Annotated in this window: 14 protein-coding genes; 6 read left to right on the forward strand and 8 right to left on the reverse strand. The window is 72.3% G+C overall.

Translation table 11 applies throughout. The annotated features are described in order from the left end of the window. The 4 genes from ATJ88_RS17380 to kduI all read right to left on the reverse strand — a co-directional run bounded on the left by ATJ88_RS17380 (position 1) and on the right by kduI (position 3803). Positions 1-1014 (reverse strand): ABC transporter permease, encoded by a 1014-nt coding sequence (locus ATJ88_RS17380; protein ID WP_245852553.1) that lies wholly within the window; start codon positions 1012-1014, stop codon positions 1-3. Continuing rightward, positions 1011-2096, reverse strand: coding sequence for a sugar ABC transporter substrate-binding protein (locus ATJ88_RS17385; protein WP_098464916.1), 1086 nt, complete (start codon positions 2094-2096; stop codon positions 1011-1013). Before ATJ88_RS17385 ends, ATJ88_RS17380 begins: the two co-directional genes overlap by 4 nt. Before the next feature lie 136 nt (positions 2097-2232). Next, positions 2233-2988 (reverse strand): 2-dehydro-3-deoxy-D-gluconate 5-dehydrogenase KduD, encoded by a 756-nt coding sequence (gene kduD, locus ATJ88_RS17390; RefSeq protein ID WP_098464917.1) that lies wholly within the window; start codon positions 2986-2988, stop codon positions 2233-2235. Next, the gene (gene kduI / locus ATJ88_RS17395; protein ID WP_098464918.1) at positions 2985-3803 is read right to left on the reverse strand and encodes a 5-dehydro-4-deoxy-D-glucuronate isomerase; all 819 of its coding nucleotides are present in this window, start codon (positions 3801-3803) and stop codon (positions 2985-2987) included. Before kduI ends, kduD begins: the two co-directional genes overlap by 4 nt. 180 nt (positions 3804-3983) lie before the next feature. On the opposite strand from kduI, the gene ATJ88_RS17400 reads away from it, so the two are divergent. The 4 genes from ATJ88_RS17400 to ATJ88_RS17415 all read left to right on the forward strand — a co-directional run bounded on the left by ATJ88_RS17400 (position 3984) and on the right by ATJ88_RS17415 (position 9802). Further along, the gene (locus tag ATJ88_RS17400) at positions 3984-4787 is read left to right on the forward strand and encodes an IclR family transcriptional regulator (RefSeq protein ID WP_098464919.1); all 804 of its coding nucleotides are present in this window, start codon (positions 3984-3986) and stop codon (positions 4785-4787) included. Between the two features lie 201 nt (positions 4788-4988). Next, the gene (locus ATJ88_RS17405) at positions 4989-8549 is read left to right on the forward strand and encodes a S8 family serine peptidase (protein WP_245852554.1); all 3561 of its coding nucleotides are present in this window, start codon (positions 4989-4991) and stop codon (positions 8547-8549) included. A 189-nt stretch (positions 8550-8738) separates the two neighbouring features. Beyond that, on the forward strand, positions 8739-9332 hold the full coding sequence (locus ATJ88_RS17410; protein WP_245852555.1) for a DinB family protein: 594 nt from the start codon (positions 8739-8741) through the stop codon (positions 9330-9332). Between the two features lie 74 nt (positions 9333-9406). Then, complete coding sequence (locus ATJ88_RS17415) at positions 9407-9802, forward strand: VOC family protein (protein ID WP_098465455.1); 396 nt, start codon at positions 9407-9409, stop codon at positions 9800-9802. 30 nt (positions 9803-9832) lie between these two features. On the opposite strand, the gene ATJ88_RS17420 is transcribed toward ATJ88_RS17415, so the two are convergent. After that, the gene (locus ATJ88_RS17420) at positions 9833-10927 is read right to left on the reverse strand and encodes a type I restriction endonuclease (RefSeq protein WP_098464920.1); all 1095 of its coding nucleotides are present in this window, start codon (positions 10925-10927) and stop codon (positions 9833-9835) included. A 212-nt stretch (positions 10928-11139) separates the two neighbouring features. Here ATJ88_RS17420 and rlmC point away from each other — a divergent pair, with 212 nt between their 5' ends. Further along, the gene (gene rlmC, locus ATJ88_RS17425) at positions 11140-12381 is read left to right on the forward strand and encodes a 23S rRNA (uracil(747)-C(5))-methyltransferase RlmC (protein WP_098464921.1); all 1242 of its coding nucleotides are present in this window, start codon (positions 11140-11142) and stop codon (positions 12379-12381) included. Positions 12382-12513: 132 nt separating this feature from the next. After that, complete coding sequence (locus tag ATJ88_RS17430) at positions 12514-14010, forward strand: M20/M25/M40 family metallo-hydrolase (RefSeq protein ID WP_098464922.1); 1497 nt, start codon at positions 12514-12516, stop codon at positions 14008-14010. Positions 14011-14079: 69 nt separating this feature from the next. Here the strand turns inward: ATJ88_RS17430 and ATJ88_RS17435 are convergent, their stop codons facing one another. From ATJ88_RS17435 to ddaH, 3 genes are all read right to left on the reverse strand, one after another. Further along, positions 14080-15477 carry a zf-HC2 domain-containing protein gene (locus ATJ88_RS17435; RefSeq protein WP_098464923.1) on the reverse strand — a complete coding sequence of 466 codons (1398 nt, stop codon included), beginning with the start codon at positions 15475-15477 and terminating at the stop codon, positions 14080-14082. A gap of 138 nt (positions 15478-15615) precedes the next feature. Further along, entirely contained in the window at positions 15616-16686 is a 1071-nt protein-coding gene (locus tag ATJ88_RS17440; RefSeq protein WP_098464924.1) for an ornithine cyclodeaminase, read from the reverse strand. Continuing rightward, positions 16683-17624, reverse strand: a complete 942-nt coding sequence (ddaH, locus tag ATJ88_RS17445; RefSeq protein WP_098464925.1) for a dimethylargininase — start codon at positions 17622-17624, stop codon at positions 16683-16685. Before ddaH ends, ATJ88_RS17440 begins: the two co-directional genes overlap by 4 nt. Positions 17625-17674 lie beyond the last annotated feature (50 nt).

Consider the following 17674-nt stretch of genomic DNA (forward strand, 5'->3'; position numbering starts at 1 on the left):
TCACTTCGTCACCTGGTTCCTACGACGCTGGGGGATGACCGCGGCCGCGACGGCCGCGACGACGATGAGGCCCTGGACGCCGCCCTGCCAGTACGGGCTCACGCCGACCTGCACGAGGCCGTTGGTGAGCACCGTGACGAGCAGGACGCCGACGGTGGAGTGCAGGACGCCGCCCCGGCCGCCGGAGAGCAGGGTGCCACCGACCACGGCCGCCGTGATGGCGGAGAAGTCGTAGCCCTTGCCCGCCTGGACGAGCCCGGCGCCGAGCTGGCTGGTCACCATCACGCCGGCGAGCCCGTAGAACGCGCCCGCCATCGTGAACACCGCGACCTTGTACGGGGCGACCCGCACCCCGGAGAGCGCGAGCACCTCCTCCGCGCCGCCGATGGCGTACGCGTACCGGCCGAGCCGGGTCCAGCGCTGCACCGACCAGCCCACGAGCACGCAGGCGACGGCGATCCAGGTGAGGTGGGACAGGCCGAGGGTCCGGTCGACCGCCCAGCCCTCGAGCATGCCGTCGGTGATGTTGGGCTGCACGCCCGCGAACATCAGGGTGGCCACGCCCAGGCCCACGGCGGAGACGCCGAGCGTGGTCATGAAGGACGGCACCTTGAGCGCCACCAGCGCGAGGCCGCTCAGACAGCCGAGGGCCGCCGCCAGCAGCACCGCCACGACGACACCGAGCAGCCCGAGGTCGAGGTCGTTGCGGTTGTTCGCCACCAGCAGCGCCACCGCGATCGCGGAGGCGCCCATGATGCCGGGGGCCGACAGGTCGATCGACCCCGTCATGAGCACGAACGTCACGCCGCACGTGACGACCGCGAGCACCGCGGCGGCGTCCATGACGTTCTGCACGTTGGACAGCGTCCGGAAGCCCGGGCTGAGGGCCGCGAAGACGACGACCACGACGACCAGCGCGATCGACGGGCCGGTGTCACGGAGCGACACCCCCCGCCGGGCGCGGGGGCGTCGCGAGGCCACGACCTCGGCGTCGGCGGGGGATGTCACGGTCACGAGATCGGACCCTGCGAGCGGCTGAACACGCCTGAGCACTCGAAGTCGGCGGCGGAGGTCTCCGGCGACGTGAAGTCCGCGACGTTGTCGCTCGTGATGAGGAACTGCTCGGCGAACCAGGCACGGTCGTCGTCGGCGATGTCCTCCACGGCGAGCTCGCCGGTGGCGACGCAGTAGCCGATGGCGAGGCCGATGCCGCCCTGCCACGGGCCGTCGCTGGAGACGGTGGCGGTCATCGTGCCGTCCTCGATCGCGGTGAGCGCGTCCGGCACGGCGTCGATGCCGACCACGGCGACGTCGGTACGGCCCGCCTGCTGGAGGGCCTCCAGCGCGCCGAGCGCCATGTCGTCGTTGGCGGCCCAGATGCCCTTGACGTCGTCACCGTGCTTGGTGAGCAGCGTCTTGGTGACCTCCAGCGCCTCCGCGCGGGAGAAGTTGGCGGTCTGGTCGTCGAGCAGCTCGACGTCCGGGTTCGCCGCCAGCGACTCCTCCAGGCCCGCGAACCGGTCCTTGGCGGCGCCGGTGTCGAGGATGCCCTGGAGGGCGACGATCCCGCCCGAGCCGCCGATGGCCTCCGCGAGCGCGTCGCCGATCTGCTTGCCCGACGCGACGCCGTCGTACGTGATGTGGCTCAGCCACTGGTCGTAGTCGGTGACGGCGAGGTCGGCCGGCTTGTTCCACTGGGTGACGAGGAACGCGCCGGCGGCCTCGGCCCCCTCCACGATCGGCGGGGTGTCGGAGTCGCCGTTGGGCAGGACGTTCATGACGAGGCAGTCGGTGTCGCCCGCGAGGAGCTGGCTGATCTGCTCCTGCTGGCGGGTCGAGTCGCCGTCGTAGGTGAGCCGCTCCTGGGTGAGGCCGACCTGCTCGGCGAACGCGTCGCCGCCGTCCAGCCACGCGGCCTCGTAGGGGTTGGACTCGTTGCGGACCTGGCCGACGAGCGTGACGTCCGCGGGGTCGCAGGCGCCGGCCGCCTCGGTGGGGCCGGCGGAGCCGACGGCCTCCTCGGTGCAGCCCGTCAGGGCGGTGGCCGCCAGGGTGACGCCGATGACGGCGGCGGCGGGTCGAGAAGTGAACCTCATTGTCTTCCTCGATTTCTTCAGGTGCCGGGGTGCGGCGGTGGGACCGACGTGGTGGGCACCGCGACGGTGCGGTGCTCGTCGACTCGGGTGGGACGGTCGGGGGTGTGCGGGGTGGGTGGGACGGTCGGGGAGGTGGTCAGCGGGCCATCCAGCCGCCGTCGACGACCAGCACGTGGCCGTTGACGTAGTCGGCGGCCGGCGAGGCGAGGAACACGGCCGCGCCCGCGACGTCCTCGGGCGTGCCCCAGCGGCCGGCGGGGATGCGCTCGAGGATGGACCGCGAGCGGTCCGCGTCCTCGCGGAGCGCCGTGGTGTTGTCGGTGACCATGTAGCCGGGGGCGATCGCGTTGACCTGGACGCCGTGCGGCCCCCACTCGTTGGCGAGCGCCTTGGTCAGGCCCGCGACGCCGTGCTTGCTCGCCGCGTACGACGCGACCCGCAGGCCGCCCTGGAACGACAGCAGGCTGGCGATGCTGACGACCTTGCCGTGGCCGCGTGCGACCATCGGCGCGCCGAGCTGCTGGGTGAGGAAGAACAGCCCGGAGAGGTTGACGTCGAGGACCCGCTGCCAGGCGTCGCGGTCGACGTCGACGGAGTCGGCGCGGTCGATGATCCCGGCGTTGTTGACGAGGACGTCGACCTGGCGGGTGCGGTGCAGGTCCGCGGCGACCTCCTCGACGGCGTCGAGGTCGGCGACGTCCAGGTCGACGACGTCGACCTTGGCGCCGGCCGCGGCGACCTCGTCACGGGTGGCCTCCTGGCGGCCGGGGCGGCCGAGCAGGACGAGGTCCGCGCCGGCGCGGGCGAGGCCGACGGCGACCGCCCGGCCGAGGCCGCGACCGGCCCCGGTGACGACCGCGCAGCGGCCCGTGAGGTCGAAGGGCGAGGTCACAGCTCCTCCACCGCGACGGGGCTGAGGTCGGTGTACGTGTTGTTCTCGCCGGCCATCGCCCAGATGAAGGCGTACGAGCCGGTGCCCGCCCCGGAGTGGATGGACCAGGGCGGGGAGATGACGGCCTCGCGGTCGCGGACCACGAGGTGGCGGGTCTCGCCGGGGCGCCCCATGAGGTGGAACACGCGGTCCTGCTCGTCGAGGTCGACGTAGCAGTAGACCTCGGTGCGCCGCTCGTGCAGGTGCGGGGGGAACGTGTTCCACACGGACCCGCGGGCGATGACGGTGACGCCGAACTGGAGGACGGACGTCTCGACCTCCTGGCCCCAGACGTAGCGGAACAGGTGGCGCTCGTTCGCCGCGTCGGCGGAACCCAGCGCGACGGGCTCGACCTCCCCGTGGCCGAGGAAGCGCGTCGGGTAGGTCGCGTGCGCGGGGGCGGACACGAGGTAGAAGGCGGCGTCGGCGCCGGTGAAGGACACCTCGCTCCCCCGGCCGACGTAGAGGCCGTCGAGGTGGTCGAGCTCGAACTTCTCGCCGTCGACGACGACGTGGCCCGCGGCGCCGACGTTGACGACGCCGAGCTCGCGTCGTTCGAGGTGGGAGCCGACCCCGAGGACCTCGGTCCAGGCGGGCAGGTCGAGCTGCCCGGTCCCGGGGACGGCGCCGCCGACCAGGAGGCGCTCGTCGTGCGTGTAGGTCCCGCGGACCTCGCCGGGGACGAAGAGCTCCTCGATGAGGTACGCCTCCCGCAGCTCTGCGGTGGTGGCGGTCTCAGCCGTGGACGGCGAGCTGGAGTATCGAACATGAATCACAAAGCAACCTCGATTCGTGAACTGCGTTCGTCTATGTGAACTGGTCTGACGATAGGGCGAGACCGCTCCGGGAGTCAAGGGGTGGAAACCTGTCCATGTATGCGAACTCGCGGTACGGTGGATCCACCCTCCGGGCCGGACCCGGACGACCCGGGGACGCGTGACCGAAGGAGAACGCCCATGTCGCTGCAGCAGGAGCTCACCAAGGAGCAGACCGGCGCCGCCGGCGCCGGACCCGTGAAGTCCGCCGCGCGCGCCCTCGACCTCCTCGACGAGATCGCCGCCCACGGCCCCGGCACGCAGCTCCAGCTCTCCACGCGGCTCGGCATCCCCAAGAGCAGCCTCCACGCGCTCCTGCGCACCATGGTCGACCGCGGCTGGCTTCAGACCGACCCCACCGGGAGCATCTTCCAGCTCGGCATCCACTCGCTCGTCGTCAGCTCCGCCTACCTCGACGGCGACCCCGTGCTCGCCCGTGCCGCCGCCGTGCTCGACGAGGTCGCCGGCGCCACCGGCGAGACCGTCCACCTCGGCCGCCTCGACGGCTCCGACGTCATCTACACGGCCAAGCGCGAGTCCGTGCACCCCCTGCGCATGCACTCCGCCGTCGGACGCCGCCTGCCCGCCTACGCGACGTCGCTCGGGCGGGCCCTGCTCGCCGAGCTGCCCGCCGAGGAGCGCGCCGACCACGTGCCGACCTCCATCACCGCGATCACGTCGCGGACCACCACCGACAAGGACGCGGTGCTCGACATCATCGACCGCGCGGCCGAGCAGGGGTACGCCACCGAGAGCGAGGAGTCGTGCCTGGGCGTGCGCTGCTTCGGCGTCGCCCTCCCCTTCAGCCAGCACTCGGTCGACGCCCTCAGCGTCGCCGTCCCCATCAGCCGGCTCGGCGACGGCCGCGAGGACCTCATCATCGAGACCCTGCTCAGCGTGAAGGCGCGGCTCACCGCCGTGCAGGGGCACAGCATGGTGCGCTGAGCGCCCGCCTGATCGCCCGTCCCGGGTGGCCCGGGCCGGGCCCCGAGGGCGCCGGGGAAACATCCCGGAAACACTTCTGACTGTTGCCTGCATCACAGATGCTCTACGTTTCCTTCAGACGTCCGTCGCCGGGCACCGTCACAACGCCGTGGCATCCCTGACGCGGAGGTCTTGTCATGACCGACACGAAGGGAGCGCACCGTGCGCTTACGGAGACACCCGTCCCTGATCCGGCTCGCCGCCACCACCTCGGGCGCCGCGCTGGTGATCACCTCGTTCGCCGCCACCGGGGCGAGCGCGGCCGTCGACCCGGACGACCTGGAGCTCGCCGCCGAGCAGCCCGTCGTCACGTCGCACGAGAAGAACGCCCCCAAGGCGCCCTCGAGCGCCCTGGTCGAGACCGACCCGGCGCTGCTCGAGCTGACGTCGTCCAAGAAGGTCCCCGTCATGGTCAAGTACGACCTCGACGCCGTGGCCTCCTACGACGGCTCGCTGCCGAAGTACGACGCGACCAGCCCCGCCGTCACGGGGAAGTCGCTCGCCGGCTCCAGCGCCGCCGAGCGCCGGTACCGCGGGTACGTGGCCGACCAGACCGCGGAGATCTCCGCCGACGTCAAGGACGCCGTCCCCGGCACCAAGATCGTCCAGGAGTTCGACACCGTCTACGGCGGCGTCGCCGCGATGGTCCCGGGCGACCAGATCGCCGCCCTCCTCGAGGTCCCCGGCGTCGTCGCCGTCCAGGAGAACACCCTGGAGAAGCCGCTGACGGACTCCAGCCCCGCGTTCATCAACGCGGACGCCGCCTACGACCTGTTCGGCACCACCGCCGAGGCGGGCGACGGCCTGGTCCTCGGCAACATCGACACCGGCCTGTGGCCCGAGCACGAGTCGTTCGAGGACCAGGGCAACCTGACCCCCTACGACGGCCCCGAGCTCGAGTGCAACTACGGCGACAACCCGCTCACGGACGAGGTCGACCCGTTCGAGTGCAACGACAAGCTCGTCGGCGGCTACTCATTCACCGAGTTCTACGACGCCAACAACCCGTCGTACCTGCACCAGGGCACCGCCCGTGACGCGGAGGGCCACGGCTCGCACACGTCCGGCACGACCGCCGGCAACGTCGTCACCGACCCGATGATCGACGCCGACATCGACAAGGTCCAGGGCATCGCCCCGGGCGTGAAGATCGTCGAGTACAAGGCGCTCGGCCCGGGCGGCGGCTACACGTCCGACCTGGTCGCCGCCGTGCAGCAGGCCATCGAGGACGAGGTCGACGCCATCAACTACTCGATCTCCGGCGGCAGCAACGTCACCGACCCGATCGAGCTGGCGTTCCTCAACGCGACCGACGCGGGCGTGTTCGTCGCGGCGTCGGCCGGCAACTCCGGCCCGACCGCCGGCACGTCGAACCACGTCAGCCCCTGGGTGACCACGGTCGCCGCGTCCACGCAGGACCGCGCGTTCACCACCACCCTCACGCTGAACGCCGCCGACGGCTCCTCGTTCGTCGTCGAGGGCGCGTCCCTCACCGCGGGCGTCACCGAGCCGCTCCCCGTCGTGCGCGCCGCCGAGGCCCCGTACTCCGACCCGCTGTGCCTCACCGAGGCCCCCGCGGGTCTGTTCGAGGGCAAGATCGTCGTGTGCGAGCGCGGCGAGAACGCCCGCGTGGCGAAGGGCTACAACGTCCTCGCCGGTGACGCGGCCGGCATGGTCCTGTACAACCCGGCCCTCGCCGACGTCGCCACCGACAACCACTACCTCCCGGCCGTGCACGTCGCCGACGGCACCGAGCTCAAGGCCTACCTGGAGTCCCACACCGGCATCACGGGCTCGTTCCCGGCCGGCTCGAAGGGCGTGGGCGAGGGCGACGTCATGGCGGCGTTCTCCTCGCGCGGCCCCGCCGGTCCGTTCCTCAAGCCGGACGTCACCGCGCCGGGCGTGTCCATCCTCGCCGCGATGACCCCGACCCCCGAGTCCACGGACTCCGGCCCCGCCGGGAAGTACTACCAGGCGATCTCCGGCACCTCGATGTCGTCCCCGCACATCGCGGGCGTCGGCCTCCTGCTCAAGGCCGCCTACCCCGACTGGACGCCCGGCCAGATCAAGTCGGCCATCATGACCCAGTCGCTCACCGAGGTCCTCAAGGAGGACCTGGTGACGCCCGCCGACCCGTTCGACTTCGGCGCCGGTCGCGTCGACGTCGGCGAGTCCCTCGAGGCGCCGTTCACGATCTCCGAGACCACGGAGAACTACGTCGCGCTGACCACCGACCCGGTGCACGCGATCGACCTCAACATCCCGTCGATCAACGCCCCGACCATGCCGGGCCGCATCACGACCACCCGCACCCTGGAGAACACCTCCGGCAAGACGATGGTGGTCCGCCCGAAGGCCGACGCCCCCGAGGGCTCGACCATCACGTTCTCCCCGAAGCAGGCGACCGTCCGCCCCGGCGCGTCGGTGTCGTTCGACGTCACCATCACCGACACGTCGGCGAGCGGTGAGCAGAAGTTCGGCTCGATCACCTTCGCCACGAACCGGGGCGACGGCCACATCCCCGTCGCTTTCGTCCCCGAGCAGGGCAACGTCGTCGCGTCGCAGTCCTGCGACAAGACCACGATGACCACCGACGAGACGGTCACGTGCACCGTGACGGCGACCAACGAGTCGTTCAACGAGCAGACCGTCACCGCCACCACGCAGGGCACCGGCGTGCTCAAGGGCCTCGAGGCCGAGACCGCCACCCTGACCGGCGCCATCCCGGGCGTCCCGTCGGTGGACGACGTCCCGCAGGGCTCTCCCGCGGGCGGCTACCTCGACCTCGCGGGCTTCGGATTCTCGCCGAACGCCGTCGGTGACGAGGACATGCTCAACGCGGACGTCCCGGCGTTCGTCTTCAACGGCCGCACCTACACGTCCATCGGCATCGACTCCAACGGCTACCTCGTGGCCGGCGGCGGCACCTCCGAGGACAACAACTGCTGCGACCTGCCCACCGGTGCGGACCCTGCCCGCCCGAACTCGGTGCTCGCACCGTTCTGGACGGACCTCAACGGGGAGGGCGCCGAGGGCGTCCGCCTCGGCACGCTGCGCGGCGGCGACGACCGCTGGCTCGTCGTCCAGTGGGACGTCAACGTGTGGGGCACCACCGACGCCCGCTCGTTCCAGGTCTGGATCGGCCTGAACGGCACGCAGGACGTCTCCTTCACCTACGCCGGTGCGATGGCCGACCCGAACGGCCAGTCGTTCCTCGTCGGCGCGGAGAACCACGTCGGCCAGGGCGACATGGTCGCCGAGCTGCCGGACGGCACCGACAAGGTCGTCACCTCGACCGCGCCGGAGCCGGGCGGTTCGCTCACCTACGAGGTCACCCTCAGCGCGAAGAAGGCCGGCGAGGGCGTCGTCCGCACCGAGATCGTCGCGGACGAGGTCCCGGGGACGACCGTCCTCGAGACCCCGGTCACGGTGACGAAGTCGGTCAAGGACAACGTCAAGCCGACCGTCACCGTCAAGGACGGCGCCGAGTTCACCGTCGGGTCGGACGGCACCTACTCCAAGGTGTCGTACAAGCTCTACGACGCGGGCAAGGTCGACAAGGTCGTCCTCAACGGCGTGGAGAAGGACCTGACCGACAACGTCTGGTCGGACCTGAACTTCGTCCGTCCGGGCGTGTTCGGCGCCAAGGCGGGCCAGAACACCCTCCAGGTCCACGACGTGGCGGGCAACGTCACGACCGTCCGCTTCACGCTGACGAAGTGAACCCCTGACCGGTCGTCGACCGGTCACCCGTGACCGCGGGGCACCAGGATCCTGGTCGGGTGCCGTCCTCCCGGACGGCACCCCGCCGGGGACCCGGTGCCCCGCGGTTCGTCGTCCTGCCGGGTGGGTGTCGGCGGCCCGGCCTAGCCTCGTCGGAGCAGGGGCGCACCGACGCGAGGAGAGACCCGAGTGAACACGCTGCCCGACACCCAGCAGATGCTGCTGCACTACCTGCGTGACGTCCGCACCGCGCTGCTGTGGAAGTGCGAGGGACTGTCCGAGCGGGAGCTGCGGATGCCGCGCACCGGCACCGGCACGAACCTCGTCGGCCTGGTCAAGCACGCGCTGAGCATCGAGATCGGGTACTTCGGCGAGGTGTTCGGCCGCGAGTGGCCCACCCCGGACGAGGTGCCGTGGCTCGACGCCTTCGACGAGGACCCGAACGCCGACTTCTACCTCACCGCCTACGAGTCCGCGGCCGACACCCTGGACCTGTACCGCCGGGTCGCCGAGTGGGCGGACGCGATCATCACCGAGCTGCCGCTCGACACCCCTGGACGTGTGCCCTGGTGGGGTGACCGCGGCGACGTCAGCCTCCAGCGGATCCTCGTGCACGTCATCGAGGACCTGTCCCGGCACGCCGGGCACGCCGACATCCTGCGCGAGCAGATCGACGGCGCCGTCGGGCTGGTCCCCCGCGCCACCAACATCCCCGACATCGACCAGCACGCGTACGTCACCAAGGTGCGGGCCATCGCCGAGTCGTTCCCGGAGCAGCCGTGACGACGCCCGACGACGGCACCCTGTCCGCCGACCGGTACGACGCCACCGCCGGCACGGGCCCGACCTATCCGCGCATCCGGCAGGTCGTGCTCGACACGACCGACGCGCGGCGGCTCGCCGAGTTCTACCGCGAGCTGTTCGGCCTCACCTACCGGCCCGGCGACGAGCCGCCCGGGACGGGAGAGCCGGACCCGCGCGGCAGCGACTGGCTCGTGCTGCGCGGGCCCGGCATCGGCCTCGCGTTCCAGCAGGTCGAGGCGCTGCCGCCGTCCACGTGGCCCGACGACGGCGTCCCCCAGCAGCTCCACCTCGACACGACCGTGCCCGACGTCGCCGAGCTCGCCCGCCAGCACGAGCGCGCCCTCGCGCTCGGCGCCACCCTGCTGCTCGACCGCACCGACGACCCCGACGAACCGCTGTACGTCTACGCCGACCCGTCGGGCCACCCGTTCTGCGTGTTCGTCGGCTGAGGACCGACGGCGACGCGCACCAGCGTGCTGCTACGAGTAGTTGTGCACCGTCTTGCGGAGGTGCTCCGCAAACCCGTAGATCTCATCGATCGCGTCAATGGGGTGCCGCGTCTCGCTCTTGTCCTCGTCGAAGAGCCCCAGGTACTTCTGACCGGTGTTGAAGTGCAGGCGAGCGATCGGCTTCCTGTTGTTGTCGTCCAGCAAGATGCCCATGTAGCTCTTGGTGTCGCGGTGGACGATCCTGCTCGGCGAGACCTCGCTGCAGACGATGGCTCGCACGATCTGGTACCCCTCGACCTCTTCGAGCGTCGTCTCGATGCCCCGAGAGTCCGGCGCCTCGACGTCCGTCACGCTCTCCTCAGCAGCCTCGACTCCCGTCATCGCGGTCGCCGGCACCTCGCTGTAGGTCTGGCTGCCCAACGCGGCCTTGAGCCGGTCGTTGACCTGGTCCGCGAGGAACTGCTTGGTCGCCTTGCCCACGAGCCCCCGGAACTGCTCCTTGACTCGCTGAGTGAACGAACCTTCGTAGACGCGGTTCGTCAGCGCCTTGACCCAGTCGTCGTCCGGCTCACGGAACTGCGCCGCAAGCGCTCGCTTCAGCGCACCGATGTACTTGAGCTCCTCGGCGGCGCTCACCACTGAATCGAGATCGAACGAGTCCTTGGTGAGCTTCTGGACCTCCGGGACGAGAGTTTCGTCCAGATCGAGAAGGTCGAGCTGGAGAAACGGCTTCTCGTCCATCCGGTTGGGCTTCTCAAGGTCGGTGAAGAAGTGGTAGTGCTGCCCATTGGTCAGGACGGCGATGCGAGCATTGGTGGTCGCGAAGTAGCGGAACAGCTGTGATGCGTGGTTCAGGCTCAGGGGAGCCCCGATCGCCTTGGCCTCGACCAACATCTGGACCTCGCCGTCCTTCACGATGGCGTAGTCGACCTTCTCGCCTCGCTTCGTGCCGACGTCGGCCGTGAACTCAGGGACAACTTCGGTGGGATCGAAGACGTCGTAGCCGAGAACCAACGAGATGAAGGGCATGACGAAGGCATTCTTCGTCGCCTCCTCGGTTTCGATGGTCGCTTTCTGCTGCTCGATCTTCGTCGCCAATGACGCGAGACGCTCGCCGATCTCCACCTGAAACTCCTTGCCTGAACACACCATTACCGCCGCCAGAGTAACTTTGTGGAACATCCGGGAGAACCCTCAGGCCCTCCCATGAGCGGGTGAAGATTCCGCGCAGCGATGCCGCCCCGACGCCGCTCGACCCCGAGCAGGGCAACGCCTTCCCGATGGCCGCAAGATCGTCGAGGCCCGTCAGCATGCGGGTGTCGGGCGACAATGGGCCGGTGCAGTGCCACCACTTCGACGCCGGCCGGTGCCGTTCGTGCACCCTCCTCGACCTGACGCACCCGGAGCAGGTGCGGGGCAAGGAGGCGCAGGTGCGCGACCTGCTGGGGCTGCCGGACGAGGTGTGGCTGCCGCCGGTGGTGGGCGCCGAGGCGGGGTTCCGCAACAAGGCGAAGATGGTGGTGACGGGCACGGCGGCGGCGCCGGTGCTGGGGATCCTGGGGCCGCCCGGGGAGTACGAGGGGCAGGGCGTCGACCTGACGGACTGCCCGCTGTACCCGGCGGAGCTGCAGGCCGCGTTCGGGCCGCTGGCGGAGCTGGTGACCCGCGCCCGGCTCACGCCCTACGACCTCACGCCCGCGGTGGGGCCGGGCGGGCGGCGCCGGAAGGTGACGCCGAAGGACGCGGCGGGGCGGGGCGAGCTCAAGCACGTCATCGTCACGCTGTCCCCGGCGGGCGAGCTGATGGTGCGTCTCGTGCTGCGGTCCACGGAGCCGGTGGCGCGCCTGCGCAAGCACCTGCCGTGGCTCGCGGAGGCCCTGCCGGCGCTGGCGGTGCTGAGCGTCAACGTGCAGCCCGCGCACGCGGCCGTGCTGGAGGGCGCCGAGGAGATCGTCCTCACCGAGCGGCAGACCCTGGGGATGGAGATCGACGGGATCACGCTGCACCTGCGCCCGCAGAGCTTCTTCCAGACGAACACGGAGGTGGCGGCCGCCCTGTACCGGCAGGCGCGCGCCTGGGTGGACGAGGTCTCCCCCGCCACCCTGTGGGACCTGTACTGCGGCGTGGGCGGGTTCGCGCTGCACTGCGCGGCCCCCGGCCGGGCGGTCACCGGCATCGAGATCTCCGCGGAGGCCGTGGCCTCGGCGACGACGACGGCGCGCGAGCTCGCGACGCTGCCGCCGGACGCCGTCGTCGGCGGGCACGACGACGCGTGGTGGCGCGAGGCGACGGCGGACGTGCGGTTCGCCGCCGGGGACGCGGCGGCGTTCGCGCTCGGCACGGCGGACGACCCGGAGATGGTGATCGTCAACCCGCCGCGGCGCGGCATCGGCGCGGACCTCGCCGGGCGGCTGGAGGCGTCCGGGGTGCGGCACGTCCTGTACTCGTCGTGCCACGCCGCCACCCTGGCGCGCGACCTCGGCGACATGCCGTCGCTGCGGCCCGTGCGGGCGCGGCTGCTCGACATGTTCCCCCACACGGGCCACTACGAGGTGCTCGTCCTGCTGGAACGCGCCTGAACGGCGTGTCGGAGTGACCTAGATCACTCCTGCGGCCCTAGTGTCTGCCGCAATCGCACCCGCAGCCCGCGTCAGTGCGCGGTTGGCAGGGGGCCGACGGAGCCCCGGGGTGCTCGACCTGGAGGTTGACACGTGCGCAGCAAGCTCCTCCCGTCCACCATCGCGTCGACAGCCCTGACCGGGCTGCTCGCCGCGACCTTCCTGGCACCGACCGCCACCGCGGCGCCGCCACAGATCCCCGGCCGTGACCTCGCCCAGAAGGTCACCGGCGAACGCGTCTTCGACCACCTCGAGGAGCTCCAGGAGATCGCCGACGAGAACGGCGGCAACCGTGCGATGGGCACCCCGGGCTACGAGGCGTCCGGCGCCTACGTCGAGAAGGTCCTGAAGAAGGCCGGCTACCGCACCGAGCGGCAGTACTTCGACGTCGAGCAGTTCAGCGTCCTCGACCTCGACGTCGAGGTCCCGGGCGTCACCCTGACCCCCGTGCCGATGACGTACTCGACCTCCACCCCCGACGCGGGCGTCACCGCGCCGCTGGCCGCCCCCACCGTCGTCACCGGCTGCGAGGCCTCCGACTGGGCGGGCGTCGACGCGACGGGCGACGTCGCCCTCGTGTCCCGCGGCGGCTGCGCGTTCGCGATCAAGTCCGTCAACGCCGCCGCGGCCGGCGCCGCGGCCGTCATCATCTACAACAACGCGCCCGGCACCCTCAACGGCACGCTGGGCGCCCCCGGCGACGAGTACGCCCCCACGGTCGGCGTCACGCAGGCCGAGGGCGCCGCCGTCCTCGCCGCCTGGGCCGCCGACCCGGACCTCCAGGTGACGTTCGACCTCCAGACCGCGCTGGAGACGAAGCAGACGTTCAACGTGCTCGCCGAGACCCGCACCGGCAGCGACGACAACGTCGTCATGGTGGGCGCGCACCTCGACAGCGTCGAGGACGGCCCCGGCATCAACGACAACGGCTCCGGCTCCGCCGCGATCCTGGAGACCGCCGTGCAGCTCGCCAAGGGCGGCCCGCTGAACAACAAGGTGCGGTTCGCGTGGTGGGGCGCCGAGGAGCTCGGCCTGCTGGGCTCCTGGCACTACATCGAGGACCTGGCCGCCAACGACCCCGAGGCCCTCGACGACATCGCCGCCTACCTGAACTTCGACATGGTCGGCTCGCCGAACTACACGATCGGCGTGTACGACGCGAACGAGTCGACGTTCGACGCCCCCGTGACCGTGCCGGACGGCTCCGCCGCCGTCGAGTCGATCTTCACCGACTACTTCGACGGCATCGAGCAGCCGTGGGTCGACTCCCCGTTCTCGGGCCGCTCCGACTACCAGGCGTTCATCGAGGTCGGCATCCCGGCGTCGGGCCTGTTCACGGGCGCCGACGGCGTGAAGACGGACGCCGAGGTCGAGATGTTCGGCGGCACCGCCGGCATCCTCCTCGACCCGAACTACCACACGCCCGCCGACGACCTGTCGAACGTGTCGATGGAGGCGCTCGACATCATGTCCCGCGCCGTCGGGCACGCGACGCAGCAGCTCGCGTGGAGCACGGAGCTCGTCAACGGCGAGGTCGGCGGGGGTCCGGGCAACGCCCCGCACCCGCCCGGCCACGGCAAGACCCGCTGAGCGGGACGACGCACCCGGACGCCCGGCGTCGCAGGTCTCCCCTGCGGCGCCGGGCGTCGTCGTGCCGGGTCAGTCCTCCAGGCCGTACCAGGACAGCCACGCGCCGGGCTCGGACCCGGCGGGCCCGCTGACGACCACGGTCACCTCGCGGTCGCGGCCGCCCTCGGCGCGCACCCACCAGCGGCCGTCGCGGTCCTGGGTGACCTCGGTACGCCGACCGCCGACGACGTCGACGACCTGCGCGCCGCCCGTCGGCACGACCCGGAACCAGCCGAATCCCCCGACCCGCAGCGTGACGCTCACGCTGACGGGCGCGGTCGCCTCGGGCGTGGGGGTCGGCTCGACCGGACGCGGGGTGGCCGACGGCGTGGCGGTGGGCGTGGGGGTCTGCTCGGAGCCGCCGGGGCGGGTCGTCGGCGACGGGTCGGGCGTCGGTTCGACGTCGTCGGTGCGGGGCGGGTCCGTCGCGGCGGGCTCGTCGCCCGGGCCGGCCGTGTCCTCGGGGGCGGGTTCGACCGTCTCGACCGTGTCGACGGTCTGCTCCCGCGTCCCGGCGTCGAGGTCGATGCCGGTGTCCGCGGACGGCTCCGGGTCGGGCGAGGCGCTGGGCGAGGCCTCGGGCGACGCCGAGGTCGGGGCGGACGGCGTCGGGGCCGCCGACGTCGGCGTGGTGGCGGTGGGCGACGCGGACGCCGAGGGCGCCGCCACGGGGTCGACGGTGACGGGCGCGGCCCCCGGGGCGAGGCTCATCGCCACGGCCGCCACGGCCACCAGCGCGGCCGCCGCACCCGCGACGACGCCCACGGGCCGACCCACCACCTGCTTGGCGGCACGCACGACGCCCTCCCACGCGCCGGCGAGCGCCGCGCCGAGCGCCGCGAACCAGCCGGCGACACCCGTGGACCCGCTCGCGCCGAGCGCGCCGACCACGACGGGCACGGTGACACCGCTGCCGGCGAGCGGGGCGAGCAGCAGCGGAGCGGCGTCGCGCAGCGCCCAGGACGCCTCCCGCACGTCCACGAAGGCCCGCATGCAGCCCGCGCAGCCGAACAGGTGGTCCTCGAGGGCCGCGCGGCGGCCGCCGCCCAGGCGGTGGCCGACGTACGCGTGCAGGTCGCCGCGGGTCTCGACGCACAGCCGGGCGGGGACGCCGCGGGCGTGCGCGGCGGACAGCGCGCGGGCGAGCTGCTCCTCCGCGCGGTGCAGGCGGCGGCGGGCGGCACGGACGTGCAGCCCGAGCGCCCCGGCGATGCCGTCGAGACCCCGACCCAGCACGTGGCTGTCCCACAGCAGGCGCTGCTCCTGGTACGGCAGGGTGGCGAGCGCCGTGCGCAGCACGTCCGCGTCGGCGCTCCCGGCCTCGCCCGGCCCCGCGTCGCCGGACTCCGCCGCGACGGCGCGCATCCGCGCGATGGCCGCGTCGACGGCGGCGCCGCCCGTCGGCGCCGCGTCCTCACCGGTGGTCATGCTGCCCCCTGCCGATCGGTGCGATCCGGGGGAAGTCTGGCAGGTCCGCGGGCCGCCGTGGAAATCGCTGCCGCCCTGGTGGGCGCACCGCTGCCCCGGGTCGCCGTCGGGGGAGGTCGGCGACCCGGGGCGGGCAGGTCAGGACACCGTCGGCGCGAGCGCGGGCACCGCGACGAGCGACCAGAGGTCCTTGGGGTCGGCGGGCTCGGCGACGAGGTCGACGCGCTGCAGGAGGTCCGCGGCCCACGGGTCGCGCCGGACGGCGTCGTGGACGTACCGCAGGGCGGACCAGTCCTCGACGGCGAACCCGACGGAGTCGAACACGGTGACCTGGTCGGGGGACGTCCGGCCGGCGGCGTCGCCGACGAGGATCTCCCACAGCTCGGTCACCGGGAAGTCCGGGGCGAGCTGCTGGATCTCGCCCTCGATGCGGGTCTGCGGGGTGTACTCGACGACGACGGCGGTGCCGGGGGCGGTGAGGATCGCGGCGTCGAGCTCGGTCTTGCCGGGGCAGTCCCCGCCGATGGCGTTGACGTGCACGCCCGGCGCGGCGGCGGCCAGCATGTCGGCGGTGAGCACGGTGGCGTTGCGCTTGTCCGCGGTGCAGGTCGTCACGACGTCGGCGCCCGCGACGGCGTCGGCGGCGCTGGTGGCCTCGTGCACCTCGAACCCGAGGGCGCGGGCGTTGCGCAGGAACTTCTCCCGGGCGGCCGGGTCGACGTCCCACGCCCGCAGGTGCGTGACGCCCAGCGCGGCCCGCATGCCGAGCGCCTGGAACTCCGCCTGCGAGCCGGTGCCGACGAGCGCGAGGGTGCGCGCGTCGGGCCGAGCGAGCGCACGGGCGGCGAGGCCCGACGTCGCGGCGGTCCGCAGCGCGGTGAGCAGCGTCATCTCGGCCAGGAACGTCGGGTAGCCGTTGTGGACGTCCGCGAGGACGCCGAACGCGGTGACGGTCTGGAAGCCGCGTGCCGGGTTCGTCGGGTGCCCGTTGACGTACTTGAAGCCGTACGTGGCGCCGTCGGAGGCGGGCATGAGCTCGATGACGCCGTCGCGCGAGTGGGAGGCGACGCGCTCGCGCTTGTCGAGGTCGGGCCAGCGGCGGAAGTCGACGGCGAGGGCGTCGATCAGCTCGCCGATGATGCGCTCGGCGCCGCGGGCGTGGATCCAGCGGGCGGCGGCGGCGACGTCGAGGAGGTCGACGGTGGTCATGCGGTCACCTCCACCGTGGGTGCCGAGGCGGCGGGGCGCAGCTCGAGCGTGCAGCACTTGACCGAGCCGCCCCCCTTGAACAGCTCGGACAGGTCGATGCCGACGGGCTCGTACCCGCGCTCGCGCAGGGCCGCGTGCATGCCGGTGGCGCGCTCGGTGAGGAACACGTGGCGGCCGTCGCTGACGGCGTTGAGGCCCAGCACGGCGGCGTCGCCCTCCGTGGCCTCGATGGCGTCCGGGTAGCGCTCGCGCAGCACGGCGAGCGACTCCGGGGTGAACGCGCCGGGGAAGTACGCGACCTCGGGCCGGACGCCGTCGGCGGCGGTGGTGAGCACGGCCAGCGCCGTGTCGAGATGGTAGAAGCGGGGGTCGACGAGCTCGAGCGTGACCACGTCGACGTCGAGCAGGGCCGCGACCTCGGCGTGCGCCTCACGGGTGGTGCGGAACCCGGTGCCGGCGAGCATCACCTCGCCGTCCCACAGCAGGTCGCCCTCGCCCTCGTTGCGCTCGGCCGCCTGGCCCAGGCTGACGACGCCGTGCTGCGCGCCGGACGTGCGCAGCCACGCCTCGTAGGCGGCGCCCTCGGGCTGCCGCTCCGGGAACGTGAACCGCGCGGCCAGGGCCCTGCCGCCCACGACGACCCCGCCGTTGGCCGCGTAGACCATGTCCGGCAGGCCGGGCTCGGGACGGATGACGTCGACGGTGTGCCCGCGCGCCTCGTACGCGGCCTTGAGCGCCTGCCACTGCACGACGGCGAGGCCCGCGTCCACCGGCACGCTGACGTCCATCCAGGGGTTGATCGCGTAGACGACGTCGAAGTGGACGGGCGGGCACATGAGGTAGTGGCGCGGGGTCGCGGTGCGCTCGGTCGAGACGCGCGCGGGGTCCGTCCCGAGGACGGTGCCGGCGTCGGCGAGCGGTGTGGTGATCAGCGTCATAGCGGGAGGCTAGGGGCGGTAGCGTTGCCCGCAAGGTGCCGGAACGTGCG

The organism is Isoptericola jiangsuensis, from assembly GCF_002563715.1.
Classification (GTDB): Bacteria; Actinomycetota; Actinomycetes; order Actinomycetales; family Cellulomonadaceae; genus Isoptericola; species Isoptericola jiangsuensis.